This window comes from Streptomyces sp. NPDC054849 (assembly GCF_053610945.1).
In genome coordinates, this window is record NZ_JBSGZI010000009.1 from 76,183 (window position 1) to 97,563 (window position 21,381).

The window sequence follows — 21,381 nt, forward strand, 5'->3', positions numbered from 1 at the left end:
CCGTCGCCGCCGCGGCCGGATCAGGCCCCGTCGTCGTGAGGCGCGGGTCGAAAGCGGAGCCCCGGCAGCCGCCCTAGTCGGAAAGACCCGCCAGGTCCCTCAGACGGCGGGCCTGCGCGGCGCGCTCGGCGGTGCGCTGGTCGTCGTACGGACGGGACGGCGCGGCGCGCAGCAGAGCCTTGGTCTCGATCACGGCGTCCCGCGGCGGGGCCAGCAGGGCGGTGGTGAGGTCCTGCACGGCGGCGTCCAGCTCGTCCGCGGGGACGACCAGGTTCGCGAGGCCGACCCGCTCCGCCTCCTCGGCGTGCACGAAGCGGCCCGTCGCGCAGATCTCGAGGGCGCGGGCATAGCCGACCAGGGAGGTCAGGGGCTGGGTACCGGCCAGGTCGGGGACCAGGCCCAGGCTGGTCTCGCGCATGGCGAACTGCACGTCGTCCGCGACCACGCGCAGGTCGCACGCGAGCGCGAGCTGGAAGCCGGCGCCGATCGCGTGCCCCTGCACGGCGGCGACGGAGATGATGTCGTTGCGCCTCCACCAGGTGAATGCCTCCTGGTACTCGGCGATCGTGGAGTCGAGCAGTTCGTCCGAACCGCGTGCCAGATCGAGGAAGGACGGCTCTCCCTCGAAACCTTCGGGGGTGAACGCCTGCCGGTCGAGCCCGGCGGAGAAGGACTTCCCCTCACCGCGCAGCACGACAACCCGGACGGTGCCCGGCAACAACCTCCCGGCCTCGGCCAAAGCCCGCCAGAGCGCGGGGGATTGGGCATTTCGCTTGGCCGGATTGGTCAGTGTCACCGTGGCGACCGTGTCGTCGACGGTGAGTCGTACGCCGTCCTTGTCGAGCAGAGCCATCTGTATGCCTCCGGTGTGCAGTCGGCCGCAAGCTCGGCCTAAGTGACTGCACAGTAACCACCCAGTCGACCGGAGGGCCGACCGGGGGTCACCGAAGGAAACGTCGGATCATGTAAGCCTTGGAGCCGTTGACGCGTTGGATCCGATGGGACCGGGGTCAGGCCGTAGCCGCCTTCTTGCCGCGTGTCGCGCCTCCGCGACCACGCAGTGAAACCCCGGACTCACTGAGCATCCGGTGGACGAATCCATAGGACCGGCCGGTCTCTTCGGCCAGCGCCCGGATACTCGCACCGGAGTCGTACTTCTTCTTCAGGTCTGCCGCGAGCTTGTCGCGCGCGGCGCCGGTCACCCGGCTGCCCTTCTTCAGAGTCTCGGCCACCCGTGCCTCCTCATGGGAAGTGCGCTCTGGACTTCTCATGATCACCCCTCCCACGCTTCCTGGCCACCCATTCAGCAAGGTCGGTACGACGGCATTTATCGAGCGGTGGACACACGCGCAGAACGGAATCTTCTCTTCCGCCGCATGACGTGCGTCACACTTCGCCGCTCGCGCCGGGAATCGCCAGGTCAGAGGCGGGACGGCGGAAAACGAACGGCCCCGGCCGCGCACCTTCACCGGTGCGGCCGGGGCCCGCGGACGACGCGCAACGGTACGAGACCGTCTCACTCAGATGATGGATCACCCCTGAGCCGAATGATCCATAAGGAACTGGATCAGAGCCCGAGGGGGCCCGAGGGGGGCCGGAGGGAAGCCGGAGCGGGCCCCGCCGGACCCCGCGGGGGGTCAGGCGAGGGCGACCAGGTCCCGGTAGTCCGGTCCCCACAGGTCCTCGACGCCGTCCGGGAGCAGGATGATCCGCTCCGGCTCCAGCGCCTCGACGGCGCCCTCGTCGTGCGTGACGAGGATGACCGCGCCCTTGTACGTGCGCAGCGCGCCCAGGATCTCCTCGCGGCTGGCCGGGTCGAGGTTGTTCGTGGGCTCGTCGAGAAGCAGCACGTTGGCCGAGGAGACGACCAGCGTGGCCAGGGCGAGACGGGTCTTCTCGCCACCGGAGAGAACCCCGGCGGGCTTGTCCACGTCGTCGCCGGAGAAGAGGAAGGAGCCGAGCGTCTTGCGTACGGCGACCAGGTCCAGGTCGGGCGCGGAGGAGCGCATGTTCTCCAGGACCGTGCGCTCCGGGTCCAGGGTCTCGTGCTCCTGGGCGTAGTAGCCGAGCTTGAGGCCGTGACCGGGGACGACCGTGCCGGTGTCCGGCTTCTCGGTGCCCGACAGCAGGCGCAGCAGGGTGGTCTTGCCCGCGCCGTTGAGGCCGAGGATGACGACGCGGGAGCCCTTGTCGATGGCCAGGTCGACGTCGGTGAAGATCTCCAGCGAGCCGTAGGACTTGGAGAGGCCCTCGGCGGTCAGCGGCGTCTTTCCGCAGGGCGCCGGGTCCGGGAAGCGCAGCTTGGCGACCTTGTCGGAGACGCGGACGGCGTCCAGGCCGGCGAGCAGCCGGTCGGCGCGCTTGGCCATGTTCTGCGCGGCGACGGTCTTGGTGGCCTTGGCGCGCATCTTGTCGGCCTGCGAGTTCAGGGCCGCGGCCTTCTTCTCCGCGTTCTGGCGCTCGCGCTTGCGGCGCTTCTCGTCGGCCTCGCGCTGCTGCTGGTAGAGCTTCCAGCCCATGTTGTAGACGTCGATCTGGGCGCGGTTGGCGTCCAGGTAGAAGACCTTGTTGACGACGGTCTCGACCAGGTCGACATCGTGGGAGATCACGATGAAGCCGCCGCGGTAGCTCTTCAGATAGTCCCGCAGCCAGACGATCGAGTCGGCGTCGAGGTGGTTGGTGGGCTCGTCGAGGAGCAGGGTGTCGGCGTCCGAGAAGAGGATCCGGGCCAGCTCGACGCGGCGGCGCTGGCCGCCGGAGAGGGTGTGCAGCGGCTGGCCGAGGACCCGGTCGGGCAGGCCGAGGGCGGCCGAGATGGTCGCGGCCTCCGACTCGGCGGCGTACCCGCCCTTGGTGAGGAACTCGGTCTCCTGGCGCTCGTACTGGCGCAGCGCCTTCTCGCGGGTGCCGCCGCTGCCGTTGGCGATGCGCTCCTCGTTCATGCGCATCTTCTTGATCAGGACGTCGAGACCGCGCGCGGACAGGATCCGGTCGCGGGCCAGGACCTCGAGATCGCCGGTGCGCGGGTCCTGCGGGAGGTAGCCGACCTCACCCGAGCGGGCGATGGAGCCGGCGGCGGGCTGGCCCTCACCCGCGAGGCACTTGGTGAGGGTGGTCTTGCCCGCTCCATTGCGGCCGACCAGGCCGATGCGGTCGCCCTTGGCGACGCGGAAGGAGGCGGACTCGATGAGGACGCGGGCGCCGGCGCGCAGCTCGACGCCGGTGGCGGTGATCACGGAAATACTCCAGGGCGGGTGGGGACGGCGGAAGAGGGGGCAGGACGCGATGCTTCGACGCCGCTAATCCGCGAGGAGATTTGCCATGGGAGACATTCTACCGGGGGTGCGCAACTACTTTCCGGGCCGCCGGTCCGCCCCGCGACACCCGGGGCCGCTCGCGCGCGTCCCCCGTTCGGGTCAGGGATCCCCCGTGAGGGCCGGGGCGCAGACCTGGATGAACGGGTTGATACTCACCGCAGGGCACATGGCTCACCGATTCCACCGACGGACGGCGGTGCGGGACCCGGGAGGACTGCCGGCTGGTGGCGGTGGTCAACAGCGCCCAGGACTTCTGGAGGCAGGAGTCCACCAGGCGCGACGGTACGTACGGCCCGGCGGCGACGTTCTTCTTCCAGGACCGCGTGAACACCGGCTGCGGGGCGGCCACCTCGGCGGTCGGGCCCTTCTACTGCCCCGCCGACCGGCGGGTCTACCTGGACCTGGCGTTCTACGACGACCTGCGGACGAAGTTCGGCGCGAACGGCGGCCCCTTCGCCCAGGCGTACGTCATCGCCCCCGAGTACGGGCATCACGTCCAGAACCTGGCCGGGACGCTCGGATCCAGGAGAAGACCCAGGGCCGGGTCACCCCGGAGTCCTGGACGCACGGCTCGGCCGAGCAGCGCCGGCGGTGGTTCTACCAGGGCTGCCGGACCGGCGACATGGCCCGGTGCGACACCTTCCCCTGACTGTCGTCGGCGCCTGCCATGCTGATGTGACGCGGGTCACCGTCACGAGAGGGAGTGATCGTCATGGCAGGCGTTCCGTCCATCTGTCCCACGCTGGTCTACCGCGATGCGAAGGCGGCCATCAAGCTGCTGACCGAGGCCTTCGGGTTCAGCCAGGTCGCGGTGTACGAGGGTGAGGACGGTTCGGTGATGCACGCCGAACTGGCCTACGGCAACGGCCTGGTGATGCTGGGAAGCAAGGGCACCGGCGGGGTCTTCGACAAGGCCATGGAGGGCGCCGGCCCCTCGGGGGTCTATGTGGTGGTCGACGACGTGGACGCCCACCACCGGCGGGCGGCGGAGCACGGCGTGGAGATCCTGATGGAGCCCACCGACCAGGACTACGGCTCCCGCGACTACATGGCCCGGGACGGCGAGGGCAACATCTGGAGCTTCGGGACGTACGCACCGCAGGTCTGAGACCCGCGGCGCGTCCGCCCCCGCCGAACCGTGACCGTACGGGGCCAGGGGGTGTCTCAGGCGCCGCCGGTGTGGACCTGGAAGGCGGCCCGGCGGACCGCCTTGGCCAGGGCAGGGTCCGGGTGGGCCGCGGCCAGCGCGACCAGGACCTGCACGGTGCGCGGATGGCCGACCGCGCGGATCTCGTCCAGCAGCCGGGGGACGGTGGTCCGGACGGCCGAGTCAAGGTGGCGGGCCAGCAGGTCGGCCTCGCCGTGGTCGGCGATGGCGGCCGCGGTGTCCACCCAGAGCCAGGTCGACTCCTCAGCGGTGAGGACGTCCTGCGCCTCGTCGGGGTCGATCCCGTCGTACACGGCGAGCCAGAGCAGGGCATAGGGGCGCAGGGCCGGCTCGCGGACGGCCGCGCGCACCTCGGGCTCGGCGGGGGCGCCGACCACGCGCAGCGCCTCGAAGGCGAGGCCGCGCAGCAGGGCGTCCTCGCCGCGGGCGGCCTGCAGGAGCTCGGCCACGGCGTGGCCGACGGGCCGGGCGGCGAGCCAGGCCTGGTACTCGGCACGGGCCGGGCCGGGAGTGAGGCGGGCGCAGCCGTGCAGCATGGCGGCGGCGGACTGCTCGATGTTCCCGGCGGGGCTCTGTGCCGCGACGCAGATCTGCTCCAGCTTGACCCAGACGGCCCAGCTGCCGAGCGGGGTGAGCGTGGCCCGGGCGGGGCCGAGGGTGACTGCGTCCACGGCGGCGAGTCCGCCGAGGGCCCAGCGCAGCAGCCGGGCGAGCGGGACGGGACGGGTCTCGGCGGATCCGGAGGCTGCGGACGGGTCCGGTTCGGCGATGACTTTGTGTTCGGCGGCGGCCGGGGCGCCGTGTCCGGCGGCCGGGGCTTCCGGCTGGATGGCTTCCGGCTGGACGGGGGCCGGGGCTCCCGGTTCGGCGGTGGGGGCCGTCCGCGCGGACGCGGGCTCCGCGTCGTAGGGGATCTCGCACCGCTCGTCGCGCAGTTCGGTGACGCGCTGCCCGAGCAGGTCGAGCAGGTCGGGGACGGTCACCGGGCCGGCGGAGAGCTGGAGCAGGGAGAGGAGTTGGGGCATCGCCTCGACGACCTCGGCGACGGCCGCGGGGGCGATGTCGGCGGGGGCGGGGTGGACCAGCGACCAGGCGTCGAAGAGGGCGACCCAGCCGCGCAGGACGGCGGTGTCGTCGCGGTCCCAGGCGCGCAGCCGCCAGCCCGGCCGGGCGTGGCCGCCGTGCACCTCGACCAGGCCGGCGAGTCGGGCGCGGTCCCAGCCGACCTGGATCTGGCCGTGCGTCAGGCCCAGTTCCGCCGCGGCCCGTTCCACGTCGGAGGCCGCCAGGGCGCCCGTGGGGGCGGGCCTGCCGCCGTCTCCGGCGCCGAGGTTGCGCTCGGCCCAGCGGGTCAGGCGTACGGCATCGGCGAGCGAGGCCCGGGCCCGGTTCGCGAGGTCGGCCGTGGCGGGCGTCCCCGCCGGGGGCCTCGGGGCGGGGCGGGTACGCCGGTCGGTCACCGCCTTGCGGGCCGCGGCGACGGACCGAGGGGAGACGAGTCGGAGTCTGGAGTCGCGAGCCAACTGCTCATCAGGCTTTCGGGACGTCACGGAAGCAGTCTCGCCCGTCACTGGCCGAAAGCCCAAACGGAATCAGCCCTTGCCGCCGGCTACCGGAGGCGCAGACCGGGACAACACGCCCGCAGGGCCCGGTCCGTCACACGGCCTTCACATGACGGGCGCTCACATGAGGGGGGTGAGGAAGCGACGCAGGGCCTCTTCGTACCCGGTCGGGTCCGCGTTCCACATCGCCCCGTGCCCGGCCCCGGCCACGGTCTGCAGGGTGACGAGGTCGGGGCGGGCGGCGGCCAGCCTGCGCGAGGGGCCCCAGGGAGCGAGCGCGTCGTCCGGGCCGTGGAAGATCAGTACGGGGACGCGCAGCGCGCCGGGGTCCGCACCCGGCGCCCGGCGGTCGGCGCGCAGTCCCGCGCGGCCCTCGGCCGCCCGGACCGCCAGCGGCAGTACCACGGCCGGGGTGTGACGGGCCGCGGCGAGCCCGCGCAGGGTGGTGTGCCAGTCGAGCACCGGCGAGTCCAGCACCAGCCCGGAGATCCGGTCGGCCAGCGCCGAGCGCTCGGCGGCGTGCAGGGCCATGGTGGCGCCGGTGGACCAGCCGTGCAGGACCACGCGCCGGGCGCCGTAGCGCACCGCGTAGCGGATGGCGGCGTCCAGGTCCCGCCACTCCGATTCGCCGAGGTGGCCGAGGCCGTCGGGGGAGGCGGGCGCGCCGAGGTCGCCCCGGTATCCGAGGTCCAGGACGGGCAGCCGGTGGCGGTGCAGGAAGGGCATGACCACCATCGGGTGCTCGCGGCCGGCGCCGAGCCCGTGCACGGTGATCACCCACGTGTCCCGGGCTCCGGGCACGAACCAGGCGGGGAGAGCGCCGAGCTCCCCGGGGACGTCCACGTCGGCGTGGTCGAGCCCGAGGGCGGTGCGGGGGTCGCCGAGGTGCACCTGGGGGGTGAGGGCGACGCGGGTTCCGGGGCTGAGGGTGCCGTGGGTGACGGAGAGGAGCCGCCGTACGACGGTGTCGGGGTCGTGTTCGGCGTCCGGCAGCACGGGCCCGACCACGGCGTGCACACCCGGCGCGACCAAGCCGTACGTGCCGGGGCGCAGGGAGGCGAGCGAGCGGGTCAGCGCGACCCGGCCGGGGGCGGTGGAGTGGACGCTCAGGCGCGGCCCGCCGGGAAGCGGACGGCCGGGTTCGGGCCGCAGGGCCGCTGCGGCGGCGTACCTGCCGACCGCGACGGCGGCCGCTGCGGCGCCCAGAAGGGCCGTGGTCACGGCTGCTGCCGTCACTGTCGCGGTACGCACCGCTCCAGTGTCTGCGCCCCGGGTCGGGCGGGCCACCGGAGGAACTCGCTCCGCCGAGGCCGGGGGTGGGGTGATCTAGATCTCTTTCGGGGCTCCGGAAGCGGTGCCGCATGCCTCGCCGACACCACACGGAGGGGTTCATTCTCCCGGCTTTGACGTGCATTAATGGCGATATCTCCGACAGAATCAGGACGAATGCGACGATGGGGCCCCGTGCCAGTACACCGCTCCGCCGGAGTCAGTTCACCTTCCGTTCACCCAGATTGCCTACGGTCGCCGAACCACTGACGTCAAACAGAAGCCTGGGTAAATGGAGCACATAACGCTTCTCCTCGGGATCGTGATCATCACCGCTCTCGTGTTCGACTTCACGAACGGTTTCCACGACACGGCCAACGCGATGGCCACCACCATCTCGACCGGCGCCCTCAAGCCCAAGACGGCGGTGGCCATGTCCGCCGTGCTCAACCTCGTCGGCGCGTTCATGTCCGTGGAGGTCGCCAAGACGATCTCCAAGGGCCTGGTCAACGAGGAAGGCATCCAGCCAGAAGTGATCTTCGCCGCCCTGGTCGGCGCGATCCTCTGGAACCTCGTCACCTGGCTGGTGGGTCTCCCCTCCAGCTCCTCGCACGCCCTGATGGGCGGCCTGATCGGCGCCGCGGTCGCCTCCGCCGGCATCGGCGCGGTCAACGGCAGCGTCGTCGTCACCAAGGTGCTCATCCCCGCGATCGCCGCCCCGCTGGTGGCCGGCATCGCCGCGTACCTGGCCGCCAAGGTCACCTACAAGCTGGGTGACAAGGTCGGCGAGAAGACCTCCGCCAAGGGCTACCGCGCCGGTCAGATCGCCTCGGCGGGTCTCGTCTCCCTCGCGCACGGCACCAACGACGCGCAGAAGACGATGGGCATCATCACCCTGGCCCTCATCGCCGGCGGTGCGATCGCGCCCGACTCGAACCCGCCGGTCTGGGTCATCGTCTCGGCCGGTGTGGCCATCGCGATGGGCACCTACCTGGGCGGCTGGCGCATCATCCGCACCATGGGCAAGGGCCTGACCGACCTGCAGCCGCAGCAGGGCTTCGCCGCCCAGACCTCGGCCGCGTCCGTCATCCTCGCCTCCTCCAACCTGGGCTTCTCGCTCTCCACCACCCACTCGTGCTCCGGTGCGGTCATGGGTGCGGGCCTGGGCCGCAAGGGCGGTGTGGTCCGCTGGTCCACCGCGACCCGCATGTTCGTCGCGTGGGGCCTGACCCTGCCGGCCGCCGCGCTGGTCTCGGCCGGTGCCGAACTGGTCATGCGCATCGGTGACATCGGCATCGCCGCCGTCACCGTCTTCCTGGTCGGCTCCTGCCTCGCCATCTGGCTCATCTCGCGCCGCCAGGTCGTCGACCACAGCAACGTCAACGACGTGGAGCCGGTCGACGCCCACGAGCCGGGGGTCGTCACCACGGCGATCGCGGCCGTCACCGTCCCGCCGACCGTCGCCGCGGCCGGCATGACCGCCGCCGGTACGACCGCCGCGGTCACGGACGACGCCCTCAAGGCCACCATCCCGGCCGCGACGACGACCCCGGCGGCTCCGGCCGCCGCGGTCTGACCGAGACACACAGAGGAAACGGCAGTATGAAGATCGACTGGGAAGCACTCGGCTCCGTCTTCGGGGTCAGCCTCTTCGCCACCGTCGCCCTCGTGGCCCTGTTCACCCTGGGTCTGATGGGCCTGTCCAAGCACGAGGCCGCGACCGAGCAGGGCGGCACCGCCACCCTGGCCCGCAGCGGTGCATACCTCTGCTTCTCGCTCGTCGCGGCCGCCGTGACGTATGGGATCTACCTGATCGTCGCCTGATCCGCCGCCGTACGGCGCGCAGGGCGCGAAGCTCCCCCCGGGTTTCTCCCGGGGGGAGCTTTCGCATCTCCCGCTCCCACCGCACCGCAGGTCAACGGCGAGTTGACGGGCGTTCTCGGTGCGTGGTGGACTGCCCGAGCCAATACGGCGGCATGGAGAGGAAGTCCGGTGCGAATCCGGCGCGGTCCCGCCACTGTCACCGGGGAGCGCACGCCGCGCGTGCGTCCCGGGAGCCAGGAACTCTCGCCGCCGGACACGTCGAACCAGGGCGCGGACCCTGAGTGAGGACATACCTGCCACCATGCGTGCCGATCGCGTCTTCGCGTACGGCGTCACGGCGGGCCTGATCGGCGACCGGATCCTCGGTGATCCCCGCCGAGGGCACCCCGTGGCCGCCTTCGGACGGGCCGCCGCCGCCGTCGAGCGCTCCCTGTGGCGCGACGACCGCGCCCGGGGCCTCCTGCACACCCTGATGTGCGCCGGGGGCGCCGCCGCCGTCGGCGCGCTGGGCGCCCGCGCCGTGCGCTCCCGGCCCGCCGCTGCCCGTATCGCCCTGACCGCCGCCGCCACCTGGGCCGTCGTGGGCGGCACTTCGCTGGGCCGTGAGGCCCGCGCCATCGGCGGGGCGCTCGCCGCCGGGGACGTCGAGGTGGCCCGGGAGCGCCTGCCCCACCTGTGCGGGCGCGACCCGCAGGCGCTGGACGGGCAGCAGATGGCGCGCGCCGTCGTCGAGTCGGTCGCCGAGAACACCTCCGACGCGGTCGTCGGGGCCCTGGTGTGGGGGGCCGTCGCCGGCGTCCCCGGCCTGCTGGCCTTCCGGGCCGTGAACACCCTGGACGCGATGGTCGGCCACAAGTCCCCCCGCTACCTGCGCTACGGCTGGGCCTCCGCCCGCCTCGACGACCTGGCGGGCTGGCCCGGGGCCCGGCTGACGGCGGCCGCCGCCGTACTGGCCGGACCCGACCGGCGGGGAGCCGTACGGGCCTGGCGCTCGGACGCCGCCGCGCACCCCAGCCCGAACGCCGGACCCGTCGAGGCCTCCTTCGCCGGGGCCCTCGGCGTCAGACTGGGCGGGACCCTGGCGTACGGCGGCCGGGTCGAGCACCGGGCCGTACTGAACGGCGAGAAGGGGCGGCCGGTGGAGGTCGCGGACATCGAGCGGGCGGTCCGGCTGTCGCACCGGGTGACCTGGCTGGCCCTGGGCACCTGTGTGGCCTCCCGGCTGCTGGTCTCACGGCTGCAGGTCTCCCGGCTGCCGGTCCCCCGTACGACCAAGAGAGGGCGGCGCGGATGAGCGGCGCGAAGCGCGGCGGCGGACTGCTGGTCGCGGGCACCACGTCGGACGCCGGCAAGAGCGTGGTCACCGCGGGCATCTGCCGCTGGCTGGCCCGCCAGGGCGTGAAGGTGGCGCCCTTCAAAGCGCAGAACATGTCGCTCAACTCGTTCGTCACGCAGGAGGGCGCCGAGATCGGGCGCGCCCAGGCGATGCAGGCCCAGGCGGCCCGCGTGGAGCCGACCGCGCTGATGAACCCGGTGCTGCTCAAGCCCGGCGGCGACCGCAGCAGCCAGGTCGTACTGCTGGGGAAGCCGGTGGGCGAGATGAGCGCCCGCGGCTACCACGGCGGGCGTCAGGAGCAGCTGCTCGGCATCGTCACGGACTGTCTGGAGCAGCTGCGGGGCACGTATGACGCCGTGATCTGCGAGGGGGCGGGAAGTCCGGCCGAGATCAACCTGCGCCGGACCGACATCGTGAACATGGGCATCGCGCGGGCGGCGCGGTTCCCGGTGGTCGTGGTCGGCGACATCGACCGGGGCGGCGTCTTCGCGTCCTTCTTCGGGACGACCGCGCTGCTCTCCCCCGAGGACCAGTCGCTGATCGCGGGGTACATGGTCAACAAGTTCCGCGGCGACGTGTCGCTGCTGGAGCCGGGCATGGAGATGCTGCGCGGCCTGACCGGGCGGGCGACCTACGGGGTGCTGCCGTTCCGGCACGGGCTGGGCATCGACGAGGAGGACGGCCTGCGCGTCTCCCTGCGGGGCGCGGTACGGGAGTCCGTGGTGGCGCCGCCCGTGGGAGAGGACGTGCTGCGGGTCGCCGTGTGTGCGGTGCCGCTGATGTCGAACTTCACGGACGTCGACGCGCTCGCGGCGGAGCCCGGGGTCGTGGTGCGGTTCGTGGACCGGGCCGAGGAACTGGCCGACGCGGACCTGGTCGTCGTCCCCGGCACCCGGGGCACGGTCAAGGCCCTCTCCTGGCTGCGCGAACGCGGGCTCGCGGACGCGCTGGCGCGGCGGGCCGCGGAGGGCCGGCCGGTCCTGGGCATCTGCGGCGGGTTCCAGGTGCTGGGTGAGCGGATCTCCGACGAGGTCGAATCGCGGGCGGGCGAGGTCGACGGCCTCGGGATACTCCCCGTACGGGTCCGCTTCGAGCGGGAGAAGACCCTGGCGCGGCCCTCCGGGACGGCGCTCGGCGAGGCGGTCGGCGGCTACGAGATCCACCACGGCGTGGCCGAGGTGCTGGGCGGTGAGGCCTTCCTGGACGGCTGCCGGGTCGGGTCGGTGTGGGGCACCCACTGGCACGGTTCCCTGGAGTCGGACGGCTTCCGCCGGGCGTTCCTCCGTGAGGTGGCGGCGGCCGCGGGGCGCGCCTTCGTCCCGGCGCCGGACACCTCGTTCTCCGCGCTGCGGGAGGCACAGCTGGACCTGCTGGGCGACCTGATCGAGGAACACGCCGACACGCGTGCGCTGCTGCGGCTCATCGAGGACGGCGCCCCTGCGGGTCTGCCCTTCCTGCCTCCGGGCGCCCCGTGACGGCGGTGGCCCTGCGGGGCTCTCCCCCACCCCGCCCCTTCCCCGAACCGGGCTCTGCCCGGACCCGCGCCTCGAACGCCGGCGAGGCCGGGGTCGCCCTGCGGGCAATCCGGCCGCACCGGACGGACGGCAGCGGCCGAATACAGCCCCGCCTGCGTTCGGGGCGCGGGGTCCGGGGCGGACCCCGCGCAACGGCGCCGCACCCGCAGACCTCGGCCAGGCCCCCGGCGCGGACCCGCAGCTTCGAAGGAGTGAGCAACACATGAGTACGCCCTATCCGTTCACCGCAGTGGTCGGCCAGTCCGACCTGCGGCTGGCGCTCCTGCTCAACGCCGTGAGCCCCGCGGTCGGTGGTGTGCTGGTGCGCGGCGAGAAGGGGACTGCCAAGTCCACCGCCGTGCGCGCGCTGTCGACCCTGCTGCCGCAGGTCGACGTCGTGCCCGGCTGCCGGTTCTCGTGCGCGCCCGGCGCGCCGGACCCGGCCTGCCCGGACGGCCCTCACGAGCCCGGCCCGGCCGGCACCCGGCCGGCCCGCATGGTGGAGCTGCCCGTCGGCGCCTCCGAGGACCGCCTCGTCGGCGCCCTCGACATCGAACGGGCCCTCGCCGAAGGCGTGAAGGCCTTCGAGCCCGGACTGCTCGCCGACGCCCACCGCGGGATCCTCTACGTCGACGAGGTCAATCTCCTCCACGACCACCTGATCGACCTGCTGCTCGACGCCGCGGCGATGGGTGCCTCCTACGTGGAGCGCGAGGGTGTCTCCGTCCGCCACGCCGCCCGCTTCCTGCTCGTCGGCACGATGAACCCCGAGGAGGGTGAGCTGCGGCCGCAGCTGCTCGACCGCTTCGGGCTGACCGTCGAGGTCGCCGCCTCCCGCGAGCCCGCCCAGCGGGTCGAGGTCGTGCGCCGCCGGCTCGCGTACGAGGACGATCCCGCGGGATTCGCCGAGCGCTGGGCCGGTGACGAGAACGAGGTCCGCGCCCGGGTGGTGGCCGCACGGGCACTGCTCCCGCAGGTCCGGCTCGGCGACACCGCGCTGCTCCGGATCGCCGCGACCTGCGCCGGTTTCGAGGTCGACGGCATGCGGGCCGACATCGTGATGGCGCGGACCGCGACCGCGCTGGCCGCCTGGGCCGGGCGGACCGCCGTGCTCAAGGAGGATGTGCGCCAGGCCGCTCTGCTGGCCCTGCCGCACCGGCGGCGGCGCAATCCCTTCGACGCACCGGGGCTGGACGAGGACAGGCTGGACGAGATCCTCGACCAGTTCCCCGACGACGAGCCGGAGCACGAGCCCGACCCTGACCCCGACCCCGCCCCGTCGCCGGAGCCGGAGCCGGACCCGGACGCCGAGGGCCCGGACGGCGACGGCGACGGAGGCGGCCCCGACGGCGGCGGCGGGGTGCCCCCGCAGGGGGGCGGCCCTCAGGACGCGGACGCCCCGGCCGAGCCCGCCGAGACCCCCGAGGCCCCCTCGGACGCCCCTGAGGCTCCGCAGCCCTCCGCGCAGGAGGCGGGCGGCCCTGAGCAGGCCGCCGTACGGGCCGCCGAGCCGTTCCGGACCAAGATGCTGAGCGTGCCGGGGCTCGGCGAGGGCGCGGCCGGACGGCGTTCGCGCGCCCGCACCGCGCACGGCCGGACCACCGGCGCGCAGCGCCCCCGCGGCCAGCTCACGAAGCTGCACCTGGCGGCCACGGTGCACGCGGCCGCCCCGCACCAGAAGGCGCGCGGCCGCGACGGCCGCGGCCTGGTGATCCGCAAGGACGATCTGCGCCAGGCCACGCGGGAGGGCCGCGAGGGCAACCTCGTCCTCTTCGTCGTCGACGCCTCCGGCTCGATGGCCGCGCGGCAGCGCATGAGCGCGGTCAAGGGCGCCGTGCTGTCGCTGCTCCTGGACGCGTACCAGCGCCGGGACAAGGTCGGCCTGATCACCTTCCGGGGGGCCACCGCCGAGCTGGCGCTGCCGCCGACGTCCTCGGTGGACGCGGCCGCGGCCCGGCTGGAGCGGCTGCCGACGGGCGGCCGCACCCCGCTGGCCGCCGGGCTGCTGAAGGCCCACGAGGTGCTGCGGATCGAGCGGCTCAGGGATCCCTCGCGCCGGCCGCTGCTCGTGGTCGTCACCGACGGGCGGGCCACCTCCGCCGGAACCGCCGCCGGCGGGTCGGGCGGCACCCCGCGGGAGCTCGCGGGGCGCAGCGCGCGGCTGCTGCAGGCGGGGGGCGTCGCCTCCGTGGTCGTGGACTGCGAATCCGGGCCGGTCCGGCTGGGGCTGGCCGGGGTCCTGGCCATCGATCTCGGCGGGCCCGCCGTCACGCTCGACGGGCTGCGGGCCGACTCGCTGGCCGGCCTCGTGAAGAACGTACGTACCGCAGTGTCATCCAGCGCATCATCCGACAGCAGCAACAGGAGGGCCGCGTAATGCCGCAGGGACAGCCGTCCGTCGTTCCGGACGACGGACTCACGACGCGCCAGCGCCGCAACCGTCCGCTCGTCTTCGTCCACACCGGCCCCGGCAAGGGCAAGTCCACGGCGGCCTTCGGGCTGGCGCTGCGCGCCTGGAACCAGGGCTGGTCGATCGGGGTGTTCCAGTTCGTCAAGTCGGCGAAGTGGAAGGTCGGCGAGGAGAACGCGCTCAAGGTGCTCGGCGCCTCCGGCGAGGGCGGCGCGGTCGCCTGGCACAAGATGGGCGAGGGCTGGTCCTGGGTCCAGCGGGACGCGCAGCTCGACAACGAGCAGGCGGCCAAGGAGGGCTGGGAGCAGGTCAAGCGCGATCTGGCCGCCGAGACGCACAAGCTGTATGTGCTCGACGAGTTCGCCTACCCGATGCACTGGGGCTGGATCGACGTCGACGAGGTCATCGAGGTGCTGCGGGGCCGTCCCGGCACGCAGCACGTGGTCATCACGGGCCGCAACGCGCCGGAGAAGCTGGTGGAGTTCGCGGACCTCGTCACCGAGATGACCAAGGTCAAGCACCCGATGGACACCGGCCAGAAGGGCCAGAAGGGCATCGAGTGGTGACCTCGTTCAACGTTCCCCGGCTGGTCGTCGCCGCGCCGTCGTCCGGCAGCGGAAAGACGACCGTGGCCACGGGCCTGATGGCGGCCTTCGCGGAGCGCGGCCTCGCCGTGTCCCCGCACAAGGCCGGGCCCGACTACATCGACCCCGGCTACCACGCGCTGGCCACCGGCCGGCCGGGGCGGAACCTCGACGCCTTCATGTGCGGGCCCGAGCTGGTCGCTCCGCTGTTCGCGCACGGGGCGTCCGGGTGCGACCTCGCCGTGGTCGAGGGCGTGATGGGCCTCTACGACGGGGCTGCGGGCCGGGGTGAACTGGCGTCGACGGCGCAGGTCGCGAAGTTGCTGCGGGCGCCGGTGGTGCTGGTGGTCGACGCCTCCTCGCAGTCGCGGTCGGTGGCGGCGCTGGTGCACGGCTTCGCGTCGTTCGACCCGCAGGTGCGGCTGGGCGGCGTGATCCTGAACAAGGTCGGGTCCGACCGGCACGAGGTGATGCTGCGGGAGGCCCTGGAGGAAGCGGGGATGCCGGTGCTCGGCGTCCTGCGGCGGGCTCCGCAGGTGGCCACGCCCTCGCGGCACCTGGGGCTGGTGCCGGTGGCCGAGCGGCGAGCCGATGCGCTGGCCGCGGTGTCGGCGCTGGCCGCGCAGGTGCGGGCGGGCTGCGACCTGGACGCACTGATGGCCCTGGCCCGTACGGCCCCGCCGTTGGCCTGCGAGGCCTGGGCTCCGGCGACTGCGCTGACGCGCAGCTGGGGCTCCACCCCACACCCCGCTCCTCAAACGCCGGAGGGGCTGGATGATTCAGCCTCGCCGGCGTTCGAGGCGCGGATTCTGGGGCAGCGCCCCAGCCGACGGCCGGTGGTCGCAGTCGCCGGCGGGGCCGCGTTCACGTTCTCGTACGCCGAGCACGCGGAGCTGCTCACCGCCGCCGGGGCGGACGTCGTCACCTTCGACCCGCTCGGGGACGAGGCACTCCCCGAGGGAACCACCGGCCTGGTGATCGGCGGCGGCTTCCCCGAGGTGTACGCGCCCGAGCTGTCCGCCAACGAACCGCTCCGCAAGGCGGTCGCCGACTTCGCCGCGGCCGGCGGCCCGGTGGCCGCCGAGTGCGCCGGGCTGCTGTACCTCGGGCGGTCGCTGGACGGGAAGCCGATGTGCGGGGTGCTCGACGCCGACGCGCGCATGTCGGAGCGCCTCACCCTGGGCTACCGCGAGGCGGTGGCGGTGTCCGACAGCGCGCTCGCGCGGGCCGGGACCCGGCTGCGCGGGCACGAGTTCCACCGGACGGTGATCGAGCCGGGCGCCGGGGCCGCGCCGGCGTGGGGGTTCACGCACCCGGAACGCCGGGTCGAGGGCTTCGTCCAGCAGGGTGTGCACGCCAGTTATCTGCACACGCACTGGGCGGCGGAGCCGTCCGTCGCCCGCCGCTTCACGCAAGCCGCGGCAGCACGGCGGTGACCCCCGTCCGCCGCCCGCGGTCACTCCGCGATGCCCACCACCAGCCAGATCCCCGCCACCCCGCCCACCGTGCACATCAGCGTGGACAGGGCGGGGTGCTTGTGGTGCGCTTCGGGCAGGATCTCGGCGGCGGCGAGGTAGAGCAGGACGCCGCCGAAGAAGCCGAGGTAGGCGCCGAGGGGTTCCTCCGGAAGGGTGAACAGCAGAGTGGACGCCGCGCCCACGACCGGGGCGACGGCGTCCGCGAAGAGCATCATCAGGGCCTTGCGGCGGTCGTTCCCGTAGAGGCTGGTGAGCGTGTACGTGTTGAATCCGTCGGCGAAGTCGTGGGTGATGACGGCCAGCGCCACGGCCAGGCCCATCCCCCCGCCGATCTGGAAGGCCGCTCCCAGGGCCACGCCGTCGGCGAGGCTGTGGCCGACCATCGCCGCGGCCGCGGTGAGCCCGACCTGGGGGACGCGGGCGCCGTCCTCGGCGCCGTGTGCGGCCTGACGGACGGCCAGCAGCCGTTCCACCACGTGCGCGACGAGGAATCCGGCCACGAAGAGCAGCAGGGCCAGCGGCACGCCGAAGATCTCGTCGCCCGCCGCGTGGAGGGCCTCCGGGAGCAGGTCGAGGCCGACGACGCCGAGCATCAGCCCGCCGGCCAGGCCCAGCACGAGGTGGCGGCGGTCGGTGACGCGCTGCGCCGTCCATCCGCCCGCCAGGGTCATCAGGAACGCGCCCAGCGCCACGATCACGGCCATGTGCCCCTGCATACAGAGTCCCCGCTCCGCGCGCACGTCCGCGCGCGGGCCGCGGGCGTCGCATCGTTGACGACTGACCGGCGCCGGTGAGGTGCCGGTGGCCGTGACTACGGAGGGAGGAGCCCCGGTGGGCGAGTACACGACACAGCTGGTGGTCGGGGTCGGCGGACGCGCGGGTGTTTCCGTCGCGGAGGTCTGCGCCCTGGTCGAGGAGACGCTGCGGGGTGCCGGGCTGGCCACGGAGGCGGTGACGGCGCTGGCCACCGTGGAGTCGAAGACGGTCGAGGCGGGGATCGCGGGCGCGGCGAAACGATTCGGCGTACCCCTGCTCGGCTACACCCCCCAAGAGCTGGCCGCCGTCACCGTCCCGCACCCCTCGGAGGCCGCGCGCGCCGCGGCCGGGACCCCGTCGGTCGCGGAGGCCGCGGCCCTCGCGGGCGGCGGGGAACTCCTCGTGCCCAAGCGGCGGTCGGTGTCGGCGACCTGCGCGGTGGCCACGGCCCAGGCCCACGACCTGCGCCACCACGGGGACGCGGAGGTGATCGACACGGGCTCCGCGCTGGTGGACCTCGCGGTCAACGTCCGCGCGGGCACGCCCCCGGAGTGGCTCAAGCAGCGCATCGCCGCCTCCCTCGGGGAGCTCGCCGCATACCCCGACGGGCGCCGGGCCCGCGCGGCGGTGGCGGCACGGCACGGTCTGCCGGTCGAGCGGGTGCTGTTGACCGCCGGGGCCGCGGAGGCCTTCGTACTGATCGCGCGGGCTTTGGGCGCCGTACGGCCGGTCGTGGTGCACCCGCAGTTCACCGAACCCGAAGCGGCCCTGCGGGACGCGGGGCACCGGGTGGAGCGAGTCGTGCTGCGGGCGGCGGACGGGTTCCGGCTGGACCCTGCGGCCGTGCCCGAGGACGCGGACCTGGTGGTGATCGGCAACCCGACCAACCCGACGTCCGTCCTGCACCCGGCGGCGGCGCTTGCGGCCCTGGCCCGGCCGGGCCGGATCCTGGTGGTGGACGAGGCCTTCATGGACGCCGTCCCGGACGAGCGGGAGGCCCTGGCCGGGCGGATGGACCTGCCGGGGCTGGTGGTGCTGCGGAGCCTGACGAAGACCTGGGGGCTGGCCGGGCTGCGGATCGGCTATGTGCTGGCCGAGCCCGAGGTGATCGCGAAGCTGGCGGCCGCGCAGCCGCTGTGGCCGGTGTCCACCCCGGCGCTGGTGGCGGCCGAGGCCTGTGTGGCTCCGGCCGCGCTGGCCGAGGCGCAGGAGGCGGCGCGGCGGATCGCCGTGGACCGGGCACATCTGCTGGCGGGGCTGACGGAGTTCGACGAGGTGACCGTCGCCGGAGTGGCGCAGGGGCCGTTCGTCCTGATCCGGGTGGCGGGCGCCGCGGAGGTCCGTACCAGGCTGCGCGCCCTCGGCTTCGCCGTCCGCCGCGGGGACACCTTCCCCGGGCTGGACCGCTCCTGGCTCCGGCTGGCGGTACGCGACCGGGCGACGACGGGCCGGCTGCTCCAGGCCCTCGACCACGCCCTCGCACTGGTCGGCCGCTGATGCGCACAACTGCGTTCTGACCTGCGCACATTCTGTCGTTTGAGGTCGCCGCCCCAGGCCCGCCCGCCTACCATGGCCAACGGGGGCGGGCCAGTGGGGGTCCCGGCACCGGTGCACGACGACGGGGGTGGGGGAATGAAGGCATCCGCCAGGGCGGGCGCAGCGCTGGCCGGGCTGGCCATCGTGGGCGGTGGGATCTACGCCGTGCCACAGCTGCTCGACCGCGCGGCGGCGCCGGCCGCGGAGCAGCGGCTCCAGGCCAGGCCGGAGCAGAGCGCGTCGGCCCGGCCGGAGGGCGCCGCCCCCGCCGGGCAGCCCTTCACCCTGGTGGCGACCGGCGACATCATCCCGTACCCGTCGATCATCCAGCGGTCGGCGGACGACGCCGGAACGGCCGGTGCATACGACTTCCGGAAGATACTCGCCGGGGTCAGACCCCTGGTCTCCGCCGCCGACCTGGCGATATGCCACCACGAGATACCGTACGGGCGCCCCGGCGGCCCCTACACCGGCTATCCCCTGTTCAAGGCCCCGCACCAGCTTGCGGACGCCCTCAAGGACGCCGGTTACGACGGCTGTTCCACCGCCTCGAACCACACCCTCGACGACGGCTATGAGGGCCTCGCCCGCACCCTTGAGCACCTCGACCGGGTCGGCATCCCGCACGTCGGCTCGGCCCGCAGCGCGGAGGAGGCCAGGGCCCCGGCCCTGCTCTCGGCCGGCGGCGCGAAGGTCGCCCAGCTGTCGTACACGTACGGCACCAACGGCATCCCGCTCCCCCGGGACAAGCCGTGGGCCGTCAACCTGATCGACAAGGACCGGATCCTCGCCGACGCCCGCGCCGCCCGGGCCGGCGGCGCGAACGTGGTGGTGCTCAGCGTCCACTGGGGCACCGAGTGGCAGACGGCGCCCGACGAGCAGCAGAAGGAGCTGGCGCAGGCGCTGACCGCCTCCCGCTCCGCCGACGGCCTCCCCGACATCGATCTGATCATCGGCACGCACAACCACGTGCCGCAGCCCTACGAGAAGATCAACGGCACCTGGGTGGTCTTCGGTATGGGCGACCAGGTCGCCAGCTTCGTCCCGGCCGACAAACTGCGCGGCAACCAGTCCTCGGTCCCCCGCTTCACCTTCGCCCCGGCGGCGGCCCGTCCGGGCCGCTGGGAGGTGGTGAAGGCCGAATACCTCACGCAGTACTCGGACATGGGGCCGCCGTTCCGCGTCGTCTGCGCCTCCTGCTCGGCCTTCGACACCACGCTCCCGGCCGGGAAGCGCAGCGAGTACGCCCGGATCGACCAGCAGGTCACCGAGGCCGTGATGTCACGTGGCGCGGGCGAGCAGGGGCTGCAGCACGCCACCCGTTGAGCACCCCCTCCGTGTGCTCGCGGGGCGGCCGTGCCGACGGCGGCCCGGTGCCGACGGCTGACGGGCGCCCGACGCTTCCCGGGTGCGCCCCGCGGCCTTACGAGGCGCGGCCCCGGCGGGTCAGGAAGAGCGCGCCGGCGCCGATGCCGAGCAGAGTCAGCGCCCCGCCCGCGATGTAGGGGCTCATCGAACCGCCGCCGGTCTCGGCCAGATTGACGTCGGCCGTGACACCGGATCCGGTGCTCGTGCCCGTGCCGGTGCTCGTGCCCGTGCCGGTCTGGGGCTTGACGTCCGGCTGCGCGGGCGCGGTCGAGGCCGGCGCCGGGCCCGTCGGGGACTCGCAGTGCGCCTCGGCGAGCACGATCTCGCCCTCCACCTCCGCCACGTTCAGCTGCAGCGGGTTGACCGACACCTTCAGGCGCAGCGCGGCCGCGGCGGCCGTGGTGGAGGTGGTCTGGGTGCCTGACAGCTCCAGGCTGACCAGACCCACGCCCGGGACCTCGACCTTGGTGGGGCCGCCGGCCGACAGGGTGACCTTCTTGCCGAGAGCCGTCACCTTCCCGAGGGCGTTCGCGCTGGCCACCGGCTTCTTGCCGGCCTCGCAGACGGCTTTGGAGGTGACCTTCTCGATCTCGACGAGAGAGAGCAGTGGCAGCCCGGGTACGTGGACGGAGGCCTTGGCGAGGTGCGCCTCGGCCTCGGCCCGGGTCTTGTCCGCGGTCGCCTTGGAGGTGGCCACGTCGGCGCGCAGGACACTGACCGGCTTGTTCCCCTCGACCCCGTCGAGGGTGACGGTCAGCGCCGTCTTCTCGGCCGTCGCCGGGGCGCTGACCTCGTTGAGGGTCGCCTTCAGCGGGACGTGCACGGTCTTGTTGAGCAGGCCCACGTCCAGTCCGGCGCGCAGCACGACGGCGCCGGCCTTGCCCTCGGCCCCGGCCCCGCCGCCTCCCGTGGCGAAGGCGGGCGGGGCGGTGAGCAGGGCGACCGCTCCCGTGGCGAGCAGGACGGCCGCGGGCATGCGGAATGTGTTGCTGTTCAAGGTGGTGGAACCCCCGGGGAGATGGGTGCCGTCGCGCCGCCAATGGGGGACATCGCGCGCGCCGACGGCCTCGACCCCGGAATCTTTACGCACTGTGGGTGAACGGATGGCCACCTGGCGTGAGTTCACACCAAAGGGTGGTTTCCATGCAGATATTCGAATCCCCGCGCCTCATGAAGCACGGGAGTTCTCTTCTTTCACGGAGAGTCGGCCCACGCGGGCGTTTTCAACGACCGACGGCGGTCGATGTCACGCACCGTCA

General features: G+C 73.5%; 16 protein-coding genes, 2 pseudogenes and 1 riboswitch. Of the genes and pseudogenes, 11 read left to right on the top strand and 7 right to left on the bottom strand.

Annotation, left to right across the window (positions count from 1 at the left end):
* Positions 1-73: 73 nt before the first annotated feature.
* From ACWGIF_RS06770 to ACWGIF_RS06780, 3 genes are all read right to left on the bottom strand, one after another.
* Entirely contained in the window at positions 74-853 is a 780-nt protein-coding gene (locus ACWGIF_RS06770) for an enoyl-CoA hydratase/isomerase family protein (protein WP_453492084.1), read from the bottom strand.
* A 157-nt stretch (positions 854-1,010) separates the two neighbouring features.
* Positions 1,011-1,232, bottom strand: a complete 222-nt coding sequence (locus ACWGIF_RS06775; protein WP_030010789.1) for a helix-turn-helix domain-containing protein — start codon at positions 1,230-1,232, stop codon at positions 1,011-1,013.
* A 405-nt stretch (positions 1,233-1,637) separates the two neighbouring features.
* On the bottom strand, positions 1,638-3,236 hold the full coding sequence (locus ACWGIF_RS06780) for an ABC-F family ATP-binding cassette domain-containing protein (protein WP_453492087.1): 1,599 nt from the start codon (positions 3,234-3,236) through the stop codon (positions 1,638-1,640).
* 269 nt (positions 3,237-3,505) lie between these two features.
* On the opposite strand from ACWGIF_RS06780, the pseudogene ACWGIF_RS06785 reads away from it, so the two are divergent.
* Together ACWGIF_RS06785 and ACWGIF_RS06790 are read left to right on the top strand one after the other, a co-directional pair.
* Positions 3,506-3,966: pseudogene (locus ACWGIF_RS06785) on the top strand (neutral zinc metallopeptidase); the annotation flags it as partial.
* 63 nt (positions 3,967-4,029) lie between these two features.
* Positions 4,030-4,425 carry a VOC family protein gene (locus tag ACWGIF_RS06790; protein ID WP_453492090.1) on the top strand — a complete coding sequence of 132 codons (396 nt, stop codon included), beginning with the start codon at positions 4,030-4,032 and terminating at the stop codon, positions 4,423-4,425.
* Positions 4,426-4,481: 56 nt separating this feature from the next.
* Here the strand turns inward: ACWGIF_RS06790 and ACWGIF_RS06795 are convergent, their stop codons facing one another.
* Together ACWGIF_RS06795 and ACWGIF_RS06800 are read right to left on the bottom strand one after the other, a co-directional pair.
* Positions 4,482-6,035: a hypothetical protein gene (locus ACWGIF_RS06795; RefSeq protein WP_453492093.1), complete on the bottom strand. Its 1,554-nt coding sequence runs from the start codon at positions 6,033-6,035 to the stop codon at positions 4,482-4,484.
* A 132-nt stretch (positions 6,036-6,167) separates the two neighbouring features.
* Positions 6,168-7,298, bottom strand: a complete 1,131-nt coding sequence (locus tag ACWGIF_RS06800) for an alpha/beta hydrolase family protein (protein ID WP_453492096.1) — start codon at positions 7,296-7,298, stop codon at positions 6,168-6,170.
* A gap of 310 nt (positions 7,299-7,608) precedes the next feature.
* Between ACWGIF_RS06800 and ACWGIF_RS06805 the strand changes: the two genes are divergently transcribed.
* The 7 genes and pseudogenes from ACWGIF_RS06805 (at position 7,609) to ACWGIF_RS06835 (ending at position 16,420) form a co-directional block, all read left to right on the top strand.
* Positions 7,609-8,892, top strand: coding sequence for an anion permease (locus tag ACWGIF_RS06805; protein ID WP_453492098.1), 1,284 nt, complete (start codon positions 7,609-7,611; stop codon positions 8,890-8,892).
* Between the two features lie 26 nt (positions 8,893-8,918).
* Positions 8,919-9,140: a hypothetical protein gene (locus tag ACWGIF_RS06810; protein WP_453492101.1), complete on the top strand. Its 222-nt coding sequence runs from the start codon at positions 8,919-8,921 to the stop codon at positions 9,138-9,140.
* Positions 9,141-9,250: 110 nt separating this feature from the next.
* Positions 9,251-9,404: riboswitch (cobalamin riboswitch) on the top strand.
* Between the two features lie 37 nt (positions 9,405-9,441).
* Positions 9,442-10,434, top strand: coding sequence for a cobalamin biosynthesis protein (locus ACWGIF_RS06815; protein ID WP_453492104.1), 993 nt, complete (start codon positions 9,442-9,444; stop codon positions 10,432-10,434).
* Positions 10,431-11,948: pseudogene (locus ACWGIF_RS06820) on the top strand (cobyric acid synthase); the annotation flags it as partial. The gene ACWGIF_RS06815 and the pseudogene ACWGIF_RS06820, both read left to right, overlap by 4 nt.
* A gap of 265 nt (positions 11,949-12,213) precedes the next feature.
* Positions 12,214-14,367, top strand: a complete 2,154-nt coding sequence (locus ACWGIF_RS06825; protein WP_453492107.1) for a putative cobaltochelatase — start codon at positions 12,214-12,216, stop codon at positions 14,365-14,367.
* Positions 14,367-14,966, top strand: coding sequence for a cob(I)yrinic acid a,c-diamide adenosyltransferase (gene cobO, locus ACWGIF_RS06830; RefSeq protein WP_453492110.1), 600 nt, complete (start codon positions 14,367-14,369; stop codon positions 14,964-14,966). The genes ACWGIF_RS06825 and cobO overlap by 1 nt, the downstream gene beginning before the upstream one ends.
* Positions 14,960-16,420 carry a cobyrinate a,c-diamide synthase gene (locus ACWGIF_RS06835; RefSeq protein ID WP_453492113.1) on the top strand — a complete coding sequence of 487 codons (1,461 nt, stop codon included), beginning with the start codon at positions 14,960-14,962 and terminating at the stop codon, positions 16,418-16,420. Before cobO ends, ACWGIF_RS06835 begins: the two co-directional genes overlap by 7 nt.
* A 20-nt stretch (positions 16,421-16,440) precedes the next feature.
* Here ACWGIF_RS06835 and ACWGIF_RS06840 read toward each other — a convergent pair whose 3' ends face one another.
* The gene (locus ACWGIF_RS06840; RefSeq protein WP_453492116.1) at positions 16,441-17,166 is read right to left on the bottom strand and encodes a ZIP family metal transporter; all 726 of its coding nucleotides are present in this window, start codon (positions 17,164-17,166) and stop codon (positions 16,441-16,443) included.
* A gap of 103 nt (positions 17,167-17,269) precedes the next feature.
* On the opposite strand from ACWGIF_RS06840, the gene cobC reads away from it, so the two are divergent.
* Positions 17,270-18,715, top strand: a complete 1,446-nt coding sequence (gene cobC / locus ACWGIF_RS06845) for an Rv2231c family pyridoxal phosphate-dependent protein CobC (RefSeq protein ID WP_453492119.1) — start codon at positions 17,270-17,272, stop codon at positions 18,713-18,715.
* Between the two features lie 135 nt (positions 18,716-18,850).
* A complete protein-coding gene (locus ACWGIF_RS06850) occupies positions 18,851-20,080 on the top strand; it encodes a CapA family protein (RefSeq protein ID WP_453492122.1) in 1,230 nt (409 codons plus the stop codon).
* Positions 20,081-20,177: 97 nt separating this feature from the next.
* Here ACWGIF_RS06850 and ACWGIF_RS06855 read toward each other — a convergent pair whose 3' ends face one another.
* Positions 20,178-21,119 carry an SCO1860 family LAETG-anchored protein gene (locus tag ACWGIF_RS06855; RefSeq protein WP_453492125.1) on the bottom strand — a complete coding sequence of 314 codons (942 nt, stop codon included), beginning with the start codon at positions 21,117-21,119 and terminating at the stop codon, positions 20,178-20,180.
* Positions 21,120-21,381 lie beyond the last annotated feature (262 nt).

Coding starts and splice junctions, on each gene's coding strand:
- ACWGIF_RS06825 (WP_453492107.1), top strand. CDS start 12,214: ATGAGTACGCCCTATCCGTTCACCGCAGTGGTCGGCCAGTCCGACCTG.
- ACWGIF_RS06850 (WP_453492122.1), top strand. CDS start 18,851: ATGAAGGCATCCGCCAGGGCGGGCGCAGCGCTGGCCGGGCTGGCCATC.
- ACWGIF_RS06815 (WP_453492104.1), top strand. CDS start 9,442: ATGCGTGCCGATCGCGTCTTCGCGTACGGCGTCACGGCGGGCCTGATC.
- ACWGIF_RS06840 (WP_453492116.1), bottom strand. CDS start 17,166: ATGGCCGTGATCGTGGCGCTGGGCGCGTTCCTGATGACCCTGGCGGGC.
- ACWGIF_RS06810 (WP_453492101.1), top strand. CDS start 8,919: ATGAAGATCGACTGGGAAGCACTCGGCTCCGTCTTCGGGGTCAGCCTC.
- ACWGIF_RS06805 (WP_453492098.1), top strand. CDS start 7,609: ATGGAGCACATAACGCTTCTCCTCGGGATCGTGATCATCACCGCTCTC.
- ACWGIF_RS06770 (WP_453492084.1), bottom strand. CDS start 853: ATGGCTCTGCTCGACAAGGACGGCGTACGACTCACCGTCGACGACACG.
- ACWGIF_RS06790 (WP_453492090.1), top strand. CDS start 4,030: ATGGCAGGCGTTCCGTCCATCTGTCCCACGCTGGTCTACCGCGATGCG.
- cobO (WP_453492110.1), top strand. CDS start 14,367: ATGCCGCAGGGACAGCCGTCCGTCGTTCCGGACGACGGACTCACGACG.